Source organism: Nocardiopsis xinjiangensis YIM 90004 (genome assembly GCF_000341145.1).
Taxonomy (GTDB): Bacteria; Actinomycetota; Actinomycetes; order Streptosporangiales; family Streptosporangiaceae; genus Nocardiopsis; species Nocardiopsis xinjiangensis.
Genome location: NZ_ANBE01000022.1, coordinates 60,131 through 75,301 on the forward strand (window position 1 = coordinate 60,131; position 15,171 = coordinate 75,301).

Below are 15,171 nucleotides of genomic sequence, written 5' to 3' on the forward strand. Positions count from 1 at the left end.
CGGCGGTCGAGCACGCGTTCCTGCGCGAGGCGGTCCCGGAGTCCGTGTGCGCGCTCAGTCCCGTTCGCCGACCCACAGAGCGAGCTGGGTGCGGTCACGCAGACCGAGCTTGCGCAGGGCGCCCGTCACGTGGTTCTTCGCGGTGCCCTCGGTGATGAACAGGGCACGGGCGATCTCCCGGTTCGTGGCGCCCCCGCCGACCATGCGGGCGACCTCCCGCTCGCGGTCCGAGAGTGGGTCGGGTGAGGGATCACCGGGAGAGGGACCCGAGGTTTCCCGGAGCGCGGCGACCAGGTGGGCGGTGGCCTGGCCGCCCAGTACCGTCTGTCCGGCCGTGACCCGGTGCACGGCCTGCACGAGTTCCTCGGGTGGTACGTCCTTGAGCAGGTGGCCGCGTGCGCCTGCGCGCAGACCTTCCAGCACCAGTTCGTCCTCGTCGAAGGTGGTCAGGATCAGGGCCCGCACGCCGGGATGGGCCCCGTGCATGCGGCGAACGAGCTCCAGGCCGTCCATACGGGGCATACGCGCGTCCACGAGGACCACGTCCGGCGGCTCGGGGAGTGCCGCGAGCAGTTCCAGGGCCTCGACGCCGTCGGCGGCCTCACCGACCACGTCGACGTCCTCCTCGATCTCCAGCAGTTTGCGCAGGCCCTGCCGCATGAGTGTTTGGTCGTCCACGACCACCACCGTCACCGCGCTCATACGGCGCCCTCCTGCATCGTGAGGGCTTCGGGGGCGGGTACGGCGACAGGAACATCGACCCGGAGCCGGAAACCGCCCTCCGCGCCGTTCCCGGCCGCCATGGTGCCGCCGACCGCCTCGGCCCGTTCGGCGATCCCGCGGAGGCCGAACCCGCGCGCCGTCCGTGCGGAGTCGGCGCCGCGGCCGTTGTCGTCGACCGTGAGGGTGAGGGTGGTCGGGGTGGAACGCAGACGCACCCGGACCCGGTTCGCGCCGGAGTGCCGGACCGCGTTGGTCAGACCTTCTTGAAGCGCGCGGTAACACACCAGTTCCGTCTCCTCCGGGGGATCGGGCCAGGTGTCCTCGACGGTGAGGTCCACCTGCGGCCCCGTGCCGTCGAAGGACCCGGCCAGGGCGCGCATCGCCTCCGGGCCCGAGAACCCTTCCAAGGTGAGCGGACGCAGGGCCCGTACCCAGCGCCGGGTGTCGTCGAGGGCCTCGCGCGCCAGGTCACGGGCCTGCTCGACCTCGTTCCACGCCGCATCGGGGCGGTGCACCCGGAACCGGAGGGCGTTGGACAGGGTCATGGCCAGCGCGGTCAAGTGGTGGCCTGTGCTGTCGTGCATCTCGCGGGACATGCGTGCGCGTTCCTCGGCCAGGGTCATTTCGCGCACCTGCCGGTTGCGCAGCCGGAGCTCCTCGTGTGCGTCCTCGAGCTCGGCGAGGAGCTCGAGGGTGCGCTCGGCCCGCTGCGCCGCTACCGACAGTGCCAGGAAGAGGGCACCCGAGACGGCGGCCAGGAACAACATCGTGGCGGCCGTGTACAGGCCGACCCAGAGCGGGACCTCCGGGACGAGTACGCCGGTCAGCAGGGCGAGCGCGGCGACCAGGGCCGCATGGACGATCCCGCCCGTCATCCCGAACACCGCCACGGCGTTGGCCGAAGCCACGCACACCAACAGGAACATGGTGCTGTTGCCGGTGAGGGTGCACAGAACGGCCGCGCAGAGGAAAGCGACACTGGCGGCACGGCGCCAGGAGGACGCGTCCGGGGACCAGGCCAGCAGGGGCCACAGAACACAACACAGGACCGCGGTCGCCGTGGCCGCCACGACCACGGCGATGATCTCCGGTGGAGCTGCATGGATCTGGGCGCCCTCCTCCCAGGCCGTGAAGCCGAACATGGCGAAGGTGGCGGCCATGTTGCCCCAGAACAGGACCTGCAGGACCCGCGGGGGACGGTCGGGGTGGAGTGCGACCCAGGGAGAGGGGCCGGGGAGGGGGCCGACGCTCATGTGCCGATGATAAGCGGGCCCGTACCGGGCGGCCATGGGTCCAGGGGTCATGCCGTCCGGCCATGACCTCCGGCACGTGCGCACCATGACCCGGGCGTGCTCCGCGCCCGATGCGGCGGCCCTGACGCTGTCCCTAACGTCGTTGCCGTGTGCTGGGACGGCGAGCGGAGGTGCACGATGACGGACACTGTGAACACGGACGGGGACACGGCGGGCCCGCCCTGGATCGGGCTCGGCGCGACGGCGGCCGGGGCGGCGGCCATGGCGGTGCTCGGGTGGACGGTATGGCACGACCTGCCTGCGGTGATCGACAACGACACGAGCGGGGTCGGGCCGCGTGGCGAGGCCACACCGAGGGGGCTGCTGGTGGCCGCCATGCCCCTGACGCTGGTGGGTACCGGGGCCCTCTTCCTCGTGTTGGCGTTCCTCGGCCTCAGGACGCGCCCGCACCTGCCGGCCGCTCTGCGGGGCTCGGCGCATGGCACACGCATGGCCGCCGACACCGTCATGGGGATGATGGCGCTCATGCTGACCCCGCTCCACGCGATGGTCGTGCTGAACGCGTCCGGTCAGCAGGTGCCGGTCGTGCTGACCGTGGGACTGAGCGTGGGTTCGGGGCTCGTACTGCTCGGACTCGTACTGCCGCGTATCGCCCGCCTCCAGCACGGGGAGGAGGGTGCGGCCCTGATTTTCGCGCGGACCGCACGGCCGTTGGGCGTGGCGGTGGCGGGTGTCGGGGTGGTCCAGATCGTCGTGGCCGTGGTGGCCGACGAGGTGTTCCTGGCGACCCTGCCGCCGCTGCTCCTCCTGCCCGCGACGGCGGGGGCCTTCGCCTGGCCCTTCCTCCGGCACGGGCTCCGGCTGCGGGGCGGCGAACGGTGAACACGACGGTGACGGGCGGCCCCGGGCGCCCGTCACCGTCGTGTCGCATACATGTCGGCCAGGGCTTCCGCCCGTTCCGGTCAGAGCATCTCCGCGTTCACCACGATGCCGTCGTGGTCGCTGTAGAGCCACTCGCCCGGAACGAAGGTGACGTCGCCGAAGACCACCGGTTCGTCCAGGCGCCCGGCGGCGTCCTTCGCGGACTTGCGGGGGTTGGACCCCAGCGCCTTGACACCCAGCTCGAGCCCGGCAAGAGCGGCGGTGTCGCGCACGGCGCCGTTGATGACCACACCCGACCAGCCGTTGGCGACGGCGGACTCGGCGATCATGTCGCCCATCAGGGCCGTGCGCATCGAGGCGTTGCCGTCCACGACCAGGACCGCACCCTCCCCGGGGCCGTTGAGGAGCTGCTTGAGGATCCCGTTGTCCTCGTGGCAACGCACCGTGCGGACGGGTCCGGAGAAGACCGCGTGGCCGCCGTACTGGCGGAATTGGGTGGCGCAGCTGCGCAGAGTCTCCCCGTGGTCGTCGATCAGGTCTGCCGTGGTGAAGTTCCCGGTCATGGGCTGCTCCGGATCTGTGGGTGGGGGTTCTGACACCCACCAAGTTACTCAGCGGTATCGGTCGGGAGCGGCCGTGGCCCCGGTCTCTTTCACCGCGATCGAACGCGGGAGCTCACGGGAACGGCTAGTTTGGTCATTCAGCAAGGCTTTCCCGTCATCGGCCCGTGGGCGGCCCGTCACCTTCAGGCGGCGCATCGCCCGGGCCCCTCCCCCTGACGGACACGAAACTCCCCGCACGACCCCGATGGAGCAAGATGACCTCCGAGATCTTCGCCGTCAGCGCTGCCTGGTCCCGGTCGCTGATCGAGTTCGCCGAGGGCCTCGACCCCTGGATGCAGACCGTTACGGAGTTCGGCACGGACCTGCTGCTCATCGCCTTCGCGGTGCTCTTCCTGGCCGCCTGGTGGCGCGCGCGTCCCCTCGGCTCGCGCACCGTGGGTCTGGCGCTCTTCGCCCCGGTCGCCACCGTCATCGCCTACCTGGTCAGCCGCACGATCAAGGCCTTCTTCGAGCAGATGCGGCCCTGCCAGGCCATGACCGACCTGAGTACCATCGCCACCTGCGACCCCATCGGCGACTGGTCCTTCCCCAGCAACCACGCCGCCATCGCCGGCGCTGCCGCGGCCGCCATCATCATCACCTGGCACCGCATGGCACTGCCCGCCGCCCTCCTCGCCGTGCTCGAGGCCTTCTCCCGCGTCCTCGTGGGCGCCCACTACCCCCACGACGTCACCGCCGGCCTCATCATCGGCGCCGTCGTGGCCACCCTCCTCTCCCTGGCCATGGCCCGCCCGCTCACCGGCCTGGTCGACCGCCTCTCCGGGATCGGCCGCCTGCGTCCGCTCCTGCGGGCCGAGGGCCCCGACGGCCCCGTAGCGGAGGCCCCCGCGCGGGAACCGGGGAACGACGCACGCGTCTGAGTCCTTCCGGTTTCGGGGCGCACCGGCTGATCGAGGCGGTCAGGCGTCCCTGACCGGTGGGGCCCGGGGCGCCCGGGACGTCCGGGGCGGGGCACGGGCACCCGTCCGGCCACACCTGACACACTGGTGAGGTGGGTACTCAACAGACTTCAGAACAGCTTTTCCGGCGGGCCAACGCCGTCGTTCCCGGCGGTGTGAACTCGCCCGTCCGCGCCTTCGGCGCCGTCGGCGGGACCCCGCCGTTCTTCGTCAAGGGCGAGGGACCCTACCTCTTCGACACCGAGGGCCGCCGCTACGTCGACCTCGTCTGCTCCTGGGGGCCGCTGATCCTCGGGCACGCGGCTCCCAGCGTCGTCGAGGCCCTCCACGGAGCCGTCGACGCGGGAACCTCCTACGGCGCCCCGACCCCCGGCGAGGTGGAGCTGGCCGAGCTCATCTCCGAGCGCACCCCGGTCGAGAAGGTCCGCCTCGTCAACTCGGGCACCGAGGCCACCATGTCCGCGATCCGACTCGCGCGCGGGTTCACCGGACGCGGAAAGGTCGTCAAGTTCGCGGGCAACTACCACGGCCACGTGGACGCCCTTCTGGCCTCGGCCGGCTCCGGCCTGGCCACGTTCGCGCTGCCCGACTCCCCGGGTGTGACCGGCGCGAGCGCGGCCGACACCCTCGTGCTCCCCTACAACGACGTCGAAGCCGTCGAGCAGGCCTTCGCCGAGCACGGCGACGACATCGCCTGCGTCATCGCCGAGGCCTGCCCCGCGAACATGGGCGTGGTCCCGCCCGAGGCCGGTTTCAACGCCCGCCTCAAGGAGATCGCGCACGAGCACGGGGCCCTGCTCGTCCTCGACGAGGTCCTCACCGGCTTCCGGGTCAGTGCCTCCGGTTGGTACGGCCTCGAGAACGTGGCCCCCGACCTCGTGACCTTCGGCAAGGTCATGGGCGGCGGTCTGCCGGCCGCGGCCTTCGGCGGGCGTGCCGACGTCATGGACCACCTCGCCCCGGGCGGCCCCGTCTACCAGGCCGGCACCCTGTCCGGAAACCCGCTGGCCACCGCCGCGGGCCTGGCCACGCTCCGTGGCGCGACCCCGGAGGTCTACGAGCACATCGACCGCGTCTCCGCCCAGGTGGGGTCCGAGGTGTCCAAGGCCCTGAGCGCCGAGGGTGTGTCCCACCGTGTCCAGACCGGCGGCAGCCTCTTCACGGTCTTCTTCACCGACCACGAGGTCGTCGACTTCGACACCGCTCGCACCACCGACACCGCGGCCTTCGCTGCGTTCTTCGGCGCCATGCTCGAGCAGGGTGTGTACCTGCCCGCCGCGGCGTTCGAGGCGTGGTTCTTCTCCGCCGCGCACGACGAGGCCGCGATCGAGCAGGTGGTCTCCGCACTGCCCCGTGCCGCTCGCGCCGCCGCCGAGGCCCAGGGCCAGTGATCCCGGCCACGAGATGATCCAACACACGACAGGAAGACGTACCCGATGACCACGACCACCGTCGTGCACCTGCTTCGGCACGGTGAGGTGTACAACCCCAGCAAGGTCCTCTACGGGCGCATGCCCGATTTCCACCTCAGCGACCATGGCCGTGAGATGGCCGACATGGCCGCCGACTGGTTCGAGGGCCACGACATCGCCGCGTTGTTCTCCTCGCCGCTGGACCGGACCCAGGAGACGGCCGAACCGGTCCAGAAGCGGGCTGATCTCCCGGTGACCCTCGACGACCGGCTCATCGAGGCGGCCAACCGGTTCGAGGGCATGTCGCTGTCGACCCGCTCGGTGCGCGATCCCTATGTGTTGTCGAAGGTCTACAACCCGTTCCGGCCCTCGTGGGGTGAGGCCTACTCGGAGATCGTCCAGCGGATGGTCGAGGTCATCAAGGTCGCGCGGCGTGCTGCCTGGGGCCGCGAGGCTGTGTGCGTGAGCCACCAGCTGCCGATCTGGATGGCTCGCCGCGCCGCCGAGGGCAAACGCCTCTGGCACCGCCCCGACCTGCGTGAGTGCAACCTTGCGAGTGTCACGTCGTTGACCTTCGTGGAGCAGCGTCTGGCCAGCGTCAGCTACGCCGAGCCCGCCGCGTCGCTGTATTGGTGACGGCCCCGGTGTTGCGGGCGCCCGACCCGGCGCCGTCCCCGTGTCCGTCTCGCCCGACCGGGCGTGTGCGGGCACCCGGGGCGCTTCGTGTACCCCGCCGGTTGACGGGTGATTGACCGGCGGGGTGGAATTTTTTGGGTGGGATGCTGTTTGTGTCCCACGGAGCGCGGACGCCGTCCCATCGCTCTGGGAAGGGCCTCCGCGGTCCCGTCGGGGCACCGCCCGAGGTGGCCCGGACGCACTTTCGTCTCCCTCAAGGAACGTGTCGCCATGACTCGTGTCGTACTCGTCACCGGGGTCTCCACCCCACTGGCCGCCGGGGTCGCCCGGTCCCTCAGCGGGTCCGCCGGTGTGCGCCGGGTGATCGGTGCGGATTCCTCGCCACCGGCCCCGGGCTCCGAGGGTTTCGAGTTCGCACACGTGGACCTGCACGACGGGAGCCTGGCCCGCATCGTCACCGAGACCGGCGCGGACACCGTTCTGCACCTGGGCCTGGACACCGAACGCGGCCCCAACCGTGAGAACCACGTCCTGGGCACCGTGCGGATGCTGTCGGCCTTGCAACGCACCGAGGGCGTACGCCGCCTGGTGGTGCGCGCCGGGGTCACCCTCGGCTCCGACGACGCCGCCCAGGTCGAGGAGCACACACGCGCCCTGGAGCGCCGCCGCCCCGAGATGTCGGTGGCCGTGCTGCGCTTGGCCAACCTCATCGGCCCCTCGGTCGAGACCCCCCTCACCCGCTACTTGGACCAGCGTGTGGTGCCCACCGTCCTGGGCACCGACCCCTGCGTCCGGTTCCTGCACGAGGACGACGCTGCCGAGGCCCTGACACGTATGGCACTGTCCGAAGAGAGCGGGCTCTTCGACGTCGCCGGCGCCGACACGGTCCCGCTCTCCGACTGCCTGCGCCGCGTGGGCGGCCAACGCCTGCCGGTGCCCGCGCGCGGACTCGACGTCCTACGCCGTGCCGCCAAGCGTGGCCGCATCGATTACGCCGACCTCAGCGCCAAGCAGACCGTGCACGCGGCGGACAGCGGCCGCTCGATGGACACCGGTTCCCTGGAGCACGCTCTGGGCTGGCGGCCCTCCTACAGTTCCGCGCAGGCCTTCGAGGACTACGCCGGTGCGCGGGGACGCCTCCGGCGCCGCGACCACTCCACGCCTCGCCCCGGGCTCCGTCCGGTCCACGTGCTGGCGTTGGCCCGCGCCACTCTGGGCCGTTCCGACTGAGTCAGCGCTGGCGTGCGGCGCGGTGGCGGACCATCCTCAACGCCACCAGCCCGGCCGTGGCACCGACGGCGGCCGCCGGAAGCGCGACCCGTGCCGCGCGGCGGTGGTGGCGGAAGTCGTGCACGGGCCAGTGCCGCGTGCGTGCGTGCCGGTGCAGGTCACCGTCGGGGTTCACCGCGTGGGGGTCTCCCACGAGGGACAGCAGCGGAAGGTCGTTGTAGGAGTCGCTGTAGGCCGAGCACTGCTCCAGGTCCAGGCCCTGCTCCTCGGCCAGGGCCCGCACCGCGACGGCTTTGGCGGGACCGTGCAAGAGGTCGCCGTTGAGTCGTCCCGTGTAGACACCGCCGGAATGTTCGGCCTCGGTACCCAGCGCCCCCGTGAGCCCGAGGCGGCGTTGGATGATGCGTGCCAGTTCCACCGGGGTGGCGGTCACCAGCCACACCGGTTGCCCGGCGTCCAGGTGGCGGCGCACGAGGGCGTGGGTGCCCTCCCAGATCCGGTCGGCCATGGTGTGGTCGTAGATTTCCTCGCACAGGGTGACGAGGTCGTCCACGTCGTGGCCGGCGACGAAGGCCAGCGCCGACTCCCGTGCCGCGTTGATGTGTTCGGGCTGCTCGTTCCCGGTGATGCGGAAGACCGTCTGACCCCATGCGAAACGCACCAGATCACGTGTGGTGAACAGGTCGCGGGCGGCCAGACCGCGGGCGAAGTGGTAGATGGACGCACCTCTCAGGAGGGTGTTGTCCACGTCGAAGAAGGCGGCTCCCGGCCGGACGGCATGTGACACGTTTTACTCCTGGCTCGGGTAGGGAAGCTACCCTCCGTCGTCGGGGGCGGGATCCCGTGTGTTGTGAGCCTAAGCCCCCAGGACGCGGGTGAACCGGCAGAGGGACATGAAGGAAAAACAGGTGAGTAAGATCACATCCTTCAAGCCGTGAGTGGCCTCCGTTCTGCGGGATCTCCCCTGACGAGGGTCCCGAATCAGCGCACGTGGTGCACATCCACCCACTGACGTGAAGCATCATTGTTCGTGATGGTGACGGTAGGACTGGCATTCATAAGCGCATTGGTGGGCTGGAGCGGCACCGCCGCTCTCGCCGCGTACGCACAGCGCCGTCCCGGTGTGGCCGCGGTCGCCTGGCTGACCGCCGCACTGGGTATGACGGTCGGGCTGAGCGCGGCCGTGATCGGCGCGATCTTCGACTTCGGCGAGCTCACGTTCCGACTGCTCCACACAGGGATCGGCCTCCTCGGGCCGCTCTACATGGCCTGGGGCGCCTTCGAGCTCACCGTCCGGGGGCCCAGGGCGCGGTTCACCTCGCGCCTGCTGCTGAGCGCCTTCACCGTCATTCCGCTGGTCGTGTTCGGCGTGGACCGGTTGAGCGGGCAATTCGGTTCGACCTTCCCCGCCTTCGCCGACCACTACGACCTCATCCCGCGTGCCCTCGCCGGCCTCGTCCACGGGTTCGCCGCGGTGCTCCTCGTGGCCGCCCTCGTCACGGTCGCCCGGCGCGGCCCGGCCACCCGCAACACGGGCCTCGGTGCCGTCGGCCTGGTCGCCCTGAGCGTGCTGCTCTCGGTCCTCGTCAGCTATTTCGGCCTGGGCGCCTTCGGGCCGCTGCTCATGCTGGGCGCGGTCTCCGCCCTCTGGGGTGCCGCCGCCTTCGCGATCAACCCGCGCAGGGACGACGACTACTACGACGACGAGTACGACGACGCGGACGAGGACGACTTCGAAGATCTCCCGGAGGAGCCCGTGCGCCGAAAGCGCCGCAACGCCGAGCCCTACGACGACCTCTACGACGGATCGCCGCGACGTTCCCAGGGCTCCAACGCCCGGGGCGTGATCACCATCTACACGATCGCCGACGGTCAGGTGCCCGCTTTCGACCAGCTCGCGGGCGCGGTGGTCTCCGAGGTCTCGCGCAACGAACCCGAGGCCCTGCTCTTCGCCGCCCACACCGTGGCCAGTGCACCGCAGCAGCGCATCGTGTACGCGATCTACCGTGACGAACTCGCCCGCGAGGAGCACGAACAGCAGCCGCACGTGCTGGAGTTCCAGCGCCGCAGCGCCGGCGTCGTCGTGGCCACCAACGTGATCGAGCTCTCCCTGTCCGAGGCGGCCGCCGGCGAGGGCCTCGCGGCTATGCTCATGCCGCGCTGACCGGCCCGGTCGCGACGGTCGGTGTGAGCCCGTGCCGACCCTGGGCGGATCGAGCGTGTCACTTCGTCCCGCCGTGTCGAACCGCCTCGGCCCCGACGGCGTCCAAGACCGAGTGAAGTACCGTTCCCAACGGGTTTTCCCGACCGGTGCCGACATGGTGCCGATGGCGTGTGACCAAGACGGCCGGACCACCCTGCCGAAACGCGCGCCGGAGCAAGAGAGAGTGTTCTGGGGTTTCCGATGCGTAAGTTCCTTGTGGTCTTCCTGATCTTCCTGGCTCTCGTGGTGATCGTGGGCGACGTTCTGGCCCGCAGCTTCGCGCAGAACACGATCGCCGCACAGACCGCCGAACAGATGAACATGCCGGAGGAGCCGGATGTGTCCGTCGAGGGCTGGGCCTTCCTGCCCCAGGCGATCAGCGGCGACTACTCCGAGATCCGTCTCAGTACCGACAGCGCCACCGTCGAGGACGTGGACGTCGAACAGGTGCGCGTCGCCCTCACCGATGTTCAGGCCCCGCTGCCCGACCTCATCGGCGGGGGGCCCCGCGNTACCTCAACTCCCAGCTCCCCGAGGGCGTGACCATCAACAACGAAGGAGAGGAGGCCCGCATGTCCGGTGAGCTCGCCATCACCGAGCTGGATCTGAGCACCCAGATCTCCTCCGGGGCCGAGTTCGAGATCGACGACGGCACCCTCAACGTGACCCCGGTCGACGTCGAGGTGGACGGTGCCCCCTCCCAGGTCGCCGACAGCGTCGCCGGAATGCTCGCGTTCAGCATCCAGATCCCCGACCTGCCCTACGGTCTGCAGATCACCGATGTGGACCCCACAGCCGGCGGTGTCCGGGTCGAGGGCACCGCGCAGGACGCCCCGATCATGAGCGAGGAGGCGGCCTGATCAGGATGGAGCGTACGCAGGGGGCCGTGGGCGACGTGCTCACGGCCCAGCAGATCGGGGCGCCGTTCGGGGAACGTGCGACCCTCGTACAGATTTCCTCGGCCTTCTGCCAGCCCTGCCGTGCCACCCGTCGGATTCTCGAGGACGTGGTCGGCATGGTCGAGGGCGTCGTGCACGTCGAGGTCGACGCCGAGTCCCACCTGGAACTGGTGCGCGACCTGGGTATCACGGGGACACCCACCGTATTCGTGCTGGACGCCGAGGGGCGTGTGGTGCGCCGGGCCGGCGGACAGCCGCGCAAGCCCGACGTGATCGCCGCGCTCGGCGAAGCCGTCCGCTGAACCGGTGCCCGTGTCGTCCCGCGCTGCTGTGGTGCGTCTGTGACCCACGCCACCAGTGACAAGGCCCGGGCGGTGCCGGTACCGTCGAAGACGTGACTTCCTTGACGAGTGCGTATCTGACGAAGCGACGGGCAGTGGACTTCTGCCGCGTCGCCGGCGCGCTCTGTCCGTGTCCCTAGGGCGGTCGGGCCCCTGAGGCCCACGCCGAGCCGTGCCGACCGGTCATCACGTCCGCGACGAAGCAGGGACAGCAGATCATGCATGCCGCGAACCCTCCTCGCGACATCCCTCTCGCACACCACGGGTAACACCTACGCGCCCCGGGCCGCACCGGCCCCAGGGGCACCTTCTGGTACCCGCTGAGAGGAACCCCCGCGTCCAGGTATGTGAGACCGGCACGGTGACCGCCCGGACCCTCTGATCCCCGCCCCTGACAGGGCAGAAGCCCGGGGCACCAAGACGATTCACACGTGACACCGCACGACGAACAGCAGGAGGTTCCCCATGAGCCGCTCCGACGTCCTTGTGGACACCGACTGGGTGGAGTCTCACCTGGACGACGCCGGCGTCGTTCTCGTCGAGGTCGACGAGGACACGTCCGCTTACGACAAGGGCCACATCCGAGGCGCCGTCAAGATCGACTGGAAGACCGACCTCCAGGACCCGGTCCGCCACGACTTCGTGGACAGGGCCGGCTTCGAGAGCCTGCTCTCCGCCAAGGGCATCGGCAACAACGACCAGGTCATCCTGTACGGCGGCAACAACAACTGGTTCGCCGCCTACGCGTACTGGTACTTCAAGCTCTACGGTCACGAGAACGTCCGCCTGATGGACGGCGGCCGCAAGAAGTGGGAGCTGGACTCCCGCGAACTCGTCACGGAGGTCCCCGAGCGGGCCACCACCGAGTACAAGGCCGAGGAGCAGGACACCTCGATCCGCGCCTTCCGCGACGAGGTCGTCGACGCCATCGGCACCAAGGCCCTGGTCGACGTCCGCTCGCCCGACGAGTTCACCGGCAAGCTGCTCGCCCCGGCGCACCTGCCGCAGGAGGCGGCCCAGATCGGCGGGCACGTCCCGACGGCGCGCAACATCCCGTGGGCGAAGACCGCCAACGAGGACGGCACCTTCAAGACCACCGAGGAACTGCGCGAGCTCTACACCGAGGCCGGTGTGGACCTGGACAAGGACATCATTGCCTACTGCCGTATCGGCGAGCGCTCCTCGCACAGCTGGTTCGCGCTGCGTGAGCTCATCGGGGTTCCCCACGTCAAGAACTACGACGGCTCTTGGAGCGAGTACGGCTCCCTGGTCGGCGTTCCGGTCGAGGTGGGGGAGGCCGAGGCCAAGTGAGTGACAGCTGCGGAGCCCCCGAGGGCGGCGTCGCCCTCGCCGACGTGGACGCGGGCAGCCAGGCCGTCATCCAGGGCACGGTGACCCGGGACGGGCAGCCGCTGCGCGGCGCCTACGCCCGGTTGCTCAACGCCTCCGACGACTTCGTCGGCGAGGTGGCCACCGGCGAGGAGGGCACGTTCCGCTTCTTCGCCGCCGACGGTGACTGGAAGGTGCGTGTGCTGGCCTCCCAGGGGTTCACCGGGGAGTACCGGGTGACCGCCGGGGTCGGCAAGGTCATCGACATCCAGGTGAACGCCTGACCTCGTCGAATGCGCGGGCCGCGGCCCGCGCCGGTGTCGGCGTGTGAACGGCGCCGGTGGGGACGGACGACGTCCCCGCCGGCGCCGTTTTTCGTGCGGGGCCGCTCCCACGGAGGAAGCGGGCGCTCGGACACGGCGCAACCCGCGCAGCTCTTGCGTGAGGGGGGATCGGGGCCCTCCGGGCGTGTCGGTGCGAGGGCTTCTGCCCTGTTCGCGGCGGAGCCCACGGTGCTTGTCCACAGGCGTGGGTCCGGGGCTGGAAGAGCGTGACGGGGCCTGCTTGACTTGAGGCACTCACGGTCGGTCAGGAGGTGTCGGGACGATGTCCACCCCCTCACGTGCGCCCCGCGCGCGAACCTCACGGACCTATGTGGGATGGCGGACCGCCGTTCTCATCCCGCACCCCGGTGAGGCCCCGCGCCGGCCGGCGCCGGAGGACGTCGAGTGCCGGGAGGAACGTGCCGGGGCCGAACGCGGCAACGAGACCCACACCGATCGCCCCCTCTACGTCGCGCTGGCCGGGCTCGGGCTCTTCGCGTTGCTGTGCCCGCTGTTGGGGGCACTGCGCATCCTGCCGGGCATCCTCGCCCTCGCCGGGGTGTTCGCCTGCGTGACCATCGCCGCCCCCGTGGCCGTCGCACTCCTGCAGGGGCGCCACGTGGTCTCCGAACAGGTACGGCAGGCACAAGAACGCCTGGCCGCGGAACGCGACGAACGCGAACGCCTGCTGCACGAGCGCCAACGCGAGCACGCCGATGCCTACACCGCCTGGCGGAGCGCCTCCCGTGCCTACGAGGCCCAGCCGCACTGGTACGGGGTCACCGTCCCCGACGGCGTGGACTCGGTGATCGTGGCCGGCGGCACCGACGCGGGCTGGTCGGCCCTGCTCACCACGATCGGACTGTCCCGGCTGAGAGAGGGCGGCGACCTCACCGTCGTCGACCTCACCGGCCACGGGGTCTCGCGGGAGCTCGGGCGCCTGGCCCACAGGTGTGCGGTCGCCCCCCGGCACTGGGTGCTGCCCGCAGACCTTCCGTCGGTCACTCTCGGCACCGACTTCGACGCCGGGCAACGTGCCCGCATCCTGTCGGCGGTGGCCGCCGCCGGGGGACGGGGAGAGGGCGCCGACGCGGACGAGACGCTCCTGCTCCGGCTCCTCGAGGTCCTGGGACCGCATGCGGGGGTGGGTGAGATCATCGGCGGTCTGCGGGCCCTGCTCACCCGTGCGGACGACTCCGCCGGGGACGACCCCGCGCTCTGCCTGCTCTCCCGCGACCGGCGCGACCGTGTGCGGGCGCGGTGCGGCGAGGACCGGGACGTGTGGGCGCGCGCCTGGGAGCTGGAACGCCGCCTGGCCCCTTTCGAGGCGGTCGGGACCCGGGCCGACGGCGCCGCCTACGCTCAGGTCAAGATCATCTCGGTGGACCGGGCCTCGGGGGAGGAGGCAGCGCGCTCCTACGGCACCTACGCGGTGGCGGCCCTCAGCGAACTCCTGGGTGAGCGTCCCACCGGTGCGGGGGCGGCCGTATCGGCGCGGCGGCGCACCGTGGTGGTGTGCGGAGCCGAGCGTCTGCCTGCGGGTGAGAGCGAGCAGGTCCTGTCCGTGGCCGAGGGCAGCGGTGTGGAGGTCGTACTGCTGTTCCGGGAACCTTCGGAGGCGGTCCTCGCCCGCTTCGACGACCCCCGCTGCCTCCCGGTGGTGATGCGGCCGGAGGAGGGCGCCGACCGCCTCGCGCAGGCCGTCGCAGAGCACCCCGGCGGGGACCCGGGACGGCTCGCGGTGCACCGGCTCAGCGAGACCGTCGGGCAGCAGGCCGAACCGGAGAACGACACCGAGACCGACGACGAACGCCTGTTCCCCTCACCGCACACCGACTCCGGGGCGGTGGTGCGCAACGCCGCCGCGTCCGTGGCCCCGCTCGACCTCTTGCGCCGTGTGAGATCCGCCACGGAGTGGGGCAGAGTGACCGCGCGGGCCCGGGACGCCGACGCTCCGCCCGGGGACGAGGGAGCGGGACGATCGCCCGTGCGGACCAGCGGGACCGACGCCGCGGCCCTGCGCGCACTCCCCGAGACCACGGCGTTGGTCCTCGATCCTTCCGGCCCGGTTCTGGCCGACACCAACCCGGGTATCCTCACCCTGTCCACAGCCACTCTGGCCACGGTGGACGACTCCCGGAACGCCGTTCAGGGGCCGGGCGCCGGGCACGGTGCGCCCGGTGCTGCCGTCTCCCCCGGGCCGCGGACGGGGGATCGGAACGTCCGCACGGCGCCGGCCACCGGGCCCGACGAAGCGGGTGAACGGCACGGCCCGGAGCCGGAACGGCACCCGACCCCGGCGGGGGCCGACACCNGGTTCTCGGAACAGGTCCCGCCCAACCTCGGGCCGCCGCCCGAGCGTCTGGACTGGCGGGCCTGACCGGTGGTGGACATTAAGCTTGGCCCGACCGTCACCCA

General features: G+C 71.0%; 16 protein-coding genes and 1 pseudogene. 13 read left to right on the forward strand and 4 right to left on the reverse strand.

Going from position 1 to position 15,171, the window contains the following annotated elements; translation table 11 throughout:
• Window positions 1-54: 54 nt before the first annotated feature.
• Window positions 55-702: a response regulator gene (locus D473_RS0111725; RefSeq protein ID WP_017609259.1), complete on the reverse strand. Its 648-nt coding sequence runs from the start codon at window positions 700-702 to the stop codon at window positions 55-57.
• The gene (locus D473_RS0111730) at window positions 699-1,976 is read right to left on the reverse strand and encodes a sensor histidine kinase (protein ID WP_017609260.1); all 1,278 of its coding nucleotides are present in this window, start codon (window positions 1,974-1,976) and stop codon (window positions 699-701) included. The genes D473_RS0111725 and D473_RS0111730 overlap by 4 nt, the downstream gene beginning before the upstream one ends.
• A gap of 177 nt (window positions 1,977-2,153) precedes the next feature.
• Between D473_RS0111730 and D473_RS0111735 the strand changes: the two genes are divergently transcribed.
• Window positions 2,154-2,858 (forward strand): hypothetical protein, encoded by a 705-nt coding sequence (locus tag D473_RS0111735; RefSeq protein WP_017609261.1) that lies wholly within the window; start codon window positions 2,154-2,156, stop codon window positions 2,856-2,858.
• A gap of 80 nt (window positions 2,859-2,938) precedes the next feature.
• Here the strand turns inward: D473_RS0111735 and rraA are convergent, their stop codons facing one another.
• On the reverse strand, window positions 2,939-3,421 hold the full coding sequence (gene rraA, locus D473_RS0111740) for a ribonuclease E activity regulator RraA (protein ID WP_017609262.1): 483 nt from the start codon (window positions 3,419-3,421) through the stop codon (window positions 2,939-2,941).
• Window positions 3,422-3,675: 254 nt separating this feature from the next.
• Here rraA and D473_RS0111745 point away from each other — a divergent pair, with 254 nt between their 5' ends.
• The 4 genes and pseudogenes from D473_RS0111745 to D473_RS0111760 all read left to right on the forward strand — a co-directional run bounded on the left by D473_RS0111745 (window position 3,676) and on the right by D473_RS0111760 (window position 7,658).
• Window positions 3,676-4,341, forward strand: coding sequence for a phosphatase PAP2 family protein (locus D473_RS0111745; protein ID WP_017609263.1), 666 nt, complete (start codon window positions 3,676-3,678; stop codon window positions 4,339-4,341).
• Window positions 4,342-4,472: 131 nt separating this feature from the next.
• Window positions 4,473-5,771: a glutamate-1-semialdehyde 2,1-aminomutase gene (gene hemL / locus D473_RS0111750; RefSeq protein ID WP_083917981.1), complete on the forward strand. Its 1,299-nt coding sequence runs from the start codon at window positions 4,473-4,475 to the stop codon at window positions 5,769-5,771.
• A gap of 45 nt (window positions 5,772-5,816) precedes the next feature.
• Window positions 5,817-6,450, forward strand: a pseudogene (locus D473_RS0111755) (histidine phosphatase family protein); the annotation flags it as partial.
• A 248-nt stretch (window positions 6,451-6,698) separates the two neighbouring features.
• The gene (locus D473_RS0111760) at window positions 6,699-7,658 is read left to right on the forward strand and encodes an NAD-dependent epimerase/dehydratase family protein (protein WP_017609266.1); all 960 of its coding nucleotides are present in this window, start codon (window positions 6,699-6,701) and stop codon (window positions 7,656-7,658) included.
• Between the two features lies 1 nt (window position 7,659).
• Here D473_RS0111760 and D473_RS0111765 read toward each other — a convergent pair whose 3' ends face one another.
• Window positions 7,660-8,445 (reverse strand): HAD family hydrolase, encoded by a 786-nt coding sequence (locus D473_RS0111765; RefSeq protein ID WP_017609267.1) that lies wholly within the window; start codon window positions 8,443-8,445, stop codon window positions 7,660-7,662.
• A gap of 246 nt (window positions 8,446-8,691) precedes the next feature.
• Between D473_RS0111765 and D473_RS0111770 the strand changes: the two genes are divergently transcribed.
• From D473_RS0111770 to D473_RS0111795, 8 genes are all read left to right on the forward strand, one after another.
• Window positions 8,692-9,822, forward strand: coding sequence for a putative quinol monooxygenase (locus D473_RS0111770; protein ID WP_051043042.1), 1,131 nt, complete (start codon window positions 8,692-8,694; stop codon window positions 9,820-9,822).
• 240 nt (window positions 9,823-10,062) lie between these two features.
• Entirely contained in the window at window positions 10,063-10,404 is a 342-nt protein-coding gene (locus D473_RS28535) for an LmeA family phospholipid-binding protein (RefSeq protein ID WP_017609269.1), read from the forward strand.
• Complete coding sequence (locus D473_RS28540; protein WP_017609270.1) at window positions 10,401-10,721, forward strand: LmeA family phospholipid-binding protein; 321 nt, start codon at window positions 10,401-10,403, stop codon at window positions 10,719-10,721. The genes D473_RS28535 and D473_RS28540 overlap by 4 nt, the downstream gene beginning before the upstream one ends.
• Window positions 10,722-10,726: 5 nt before the next feature.
• On the forward strand, window positions 10,727-11,062 hold the full coding sequence (locus D473_RS0111780) for a TlpA family protein disulfide reductase (RefSeq protein ID WP_017609271.1): 336 nt from the start codon (window positions 10,727-10,729) through the stop codon (window positions 11,060-11,062).
• A 92-nt stretch (window positions 11,063-11,154) separates the two neighbouring features.
• Complete coding sequence (locus tag D473_RS28700) at window positions 11,155-11,241, forward strand: putative leader peptide (RefSeq protein WP_394296524.1); 87 nt, start codon at window positions 11,155-11,157, stop codon at window positions 11,239-11,241.
• Between the two features lie 325 nt (window positions 11,242-11,566).
• Entirely contained in the window at window positions 11,567-12,412 is an 846-nt protein-coding gene (locus D473_RS0111785; RefSeq protein ID WP_017609272.1) for a sulfurtransferase, read from the forward strand.
• Window positions 12,409-12,714 (forward strand): DUF1416 domain-containing protein, encoded by a 306-nt coding sequence (locus tag D473_RS0111790; protein WP_017609273.1) that lies wholly within the window; start codon window positions 12,409-12,411, stop codon window positions 12,712-12,714. The genes D473_RS0111785 and D473_RS0111790 overlap by 4 nt, the downstream gene beginning before the upstream one ends.
• Window positions 12,715-13,036: 322 nt before the next feature.
• Window positions 13,037-15,133, forward strand: a complete 2,097-nt coding sequence (locus D473_RS0111795; RefSeq protein ID WP_026126862.1) for a hypothetical protein — start codon at window positions 13,037-13,039, stop codon at window positions 15,131-15,133.
• Window positions 15,134-15,171: the final 38 nt, after the last annotated feature.

Bases quoted from the DNA above. Each gene is read 5' to 3' on its own strand.
- D473_RS0111770 (WP_051043042.1), top strand. From the start codon at position 8,692: ATGGTGACGGTAGGACTGGCATTCATAAGCGCATTGGTGGGCTGGAGC.
- D473_RS0111785 (WP_017609272.1), top strand. From the start codon at position 11,567: ATGAGCCGCTCCGACGTCCTTGTGGACACCGACTGGGTGGAGTCTCAC.
- rraA (WP_017609262.1), bottom strand. From the start codon at position 3,421: ATGACCGGGAACTTCACCACGGCAGACCTGATCGACGACCACGGGGAG.
- D473_RS0111730 (WP_017609260.1), bottom strand. From the start codon at position 1,976: ATGAGCGTCGGCCCCCTCCCCGGCCCCTCTCCCTGGGTCGCACTCCAC.
- D473_RS0111735 (WP_017609261.1), top strand. From the start codon at position 2,154: ATGACGGACACTGTGAACACGGACGGGGACACGGCGGGCCCGCCCTGG.
- D473_RS0111780 (WP_017609271.1), top strand. From the start codon at position 10,727: ATGGAGCGTACGCAGGGGGCCGTGGGCGACGTGCTCACGGCCCAGCAG.
- D473_RS0111725 (WP_017609259.1), bottom strand. From the start codon at position 702: ATGAGCGCGGTGACGGTGGTGGTCGTGGACGACCAAACACTCATGCGG.
- D473_RS0111760 (WP_017609266.1), top strand. From the start codon at position 6,699: ATGACTCGTGTCGTACTCGTCACCGGGGTCTCCACCCCACTGGCCGCC.
- D473_RS0111745 (WP_017609263.1), top strand. From the start codon at position 3,676: ATGACCTCCGAGATCTTCGCCGTCAGCGCTGCCTGGTCCCGGTCGCTG.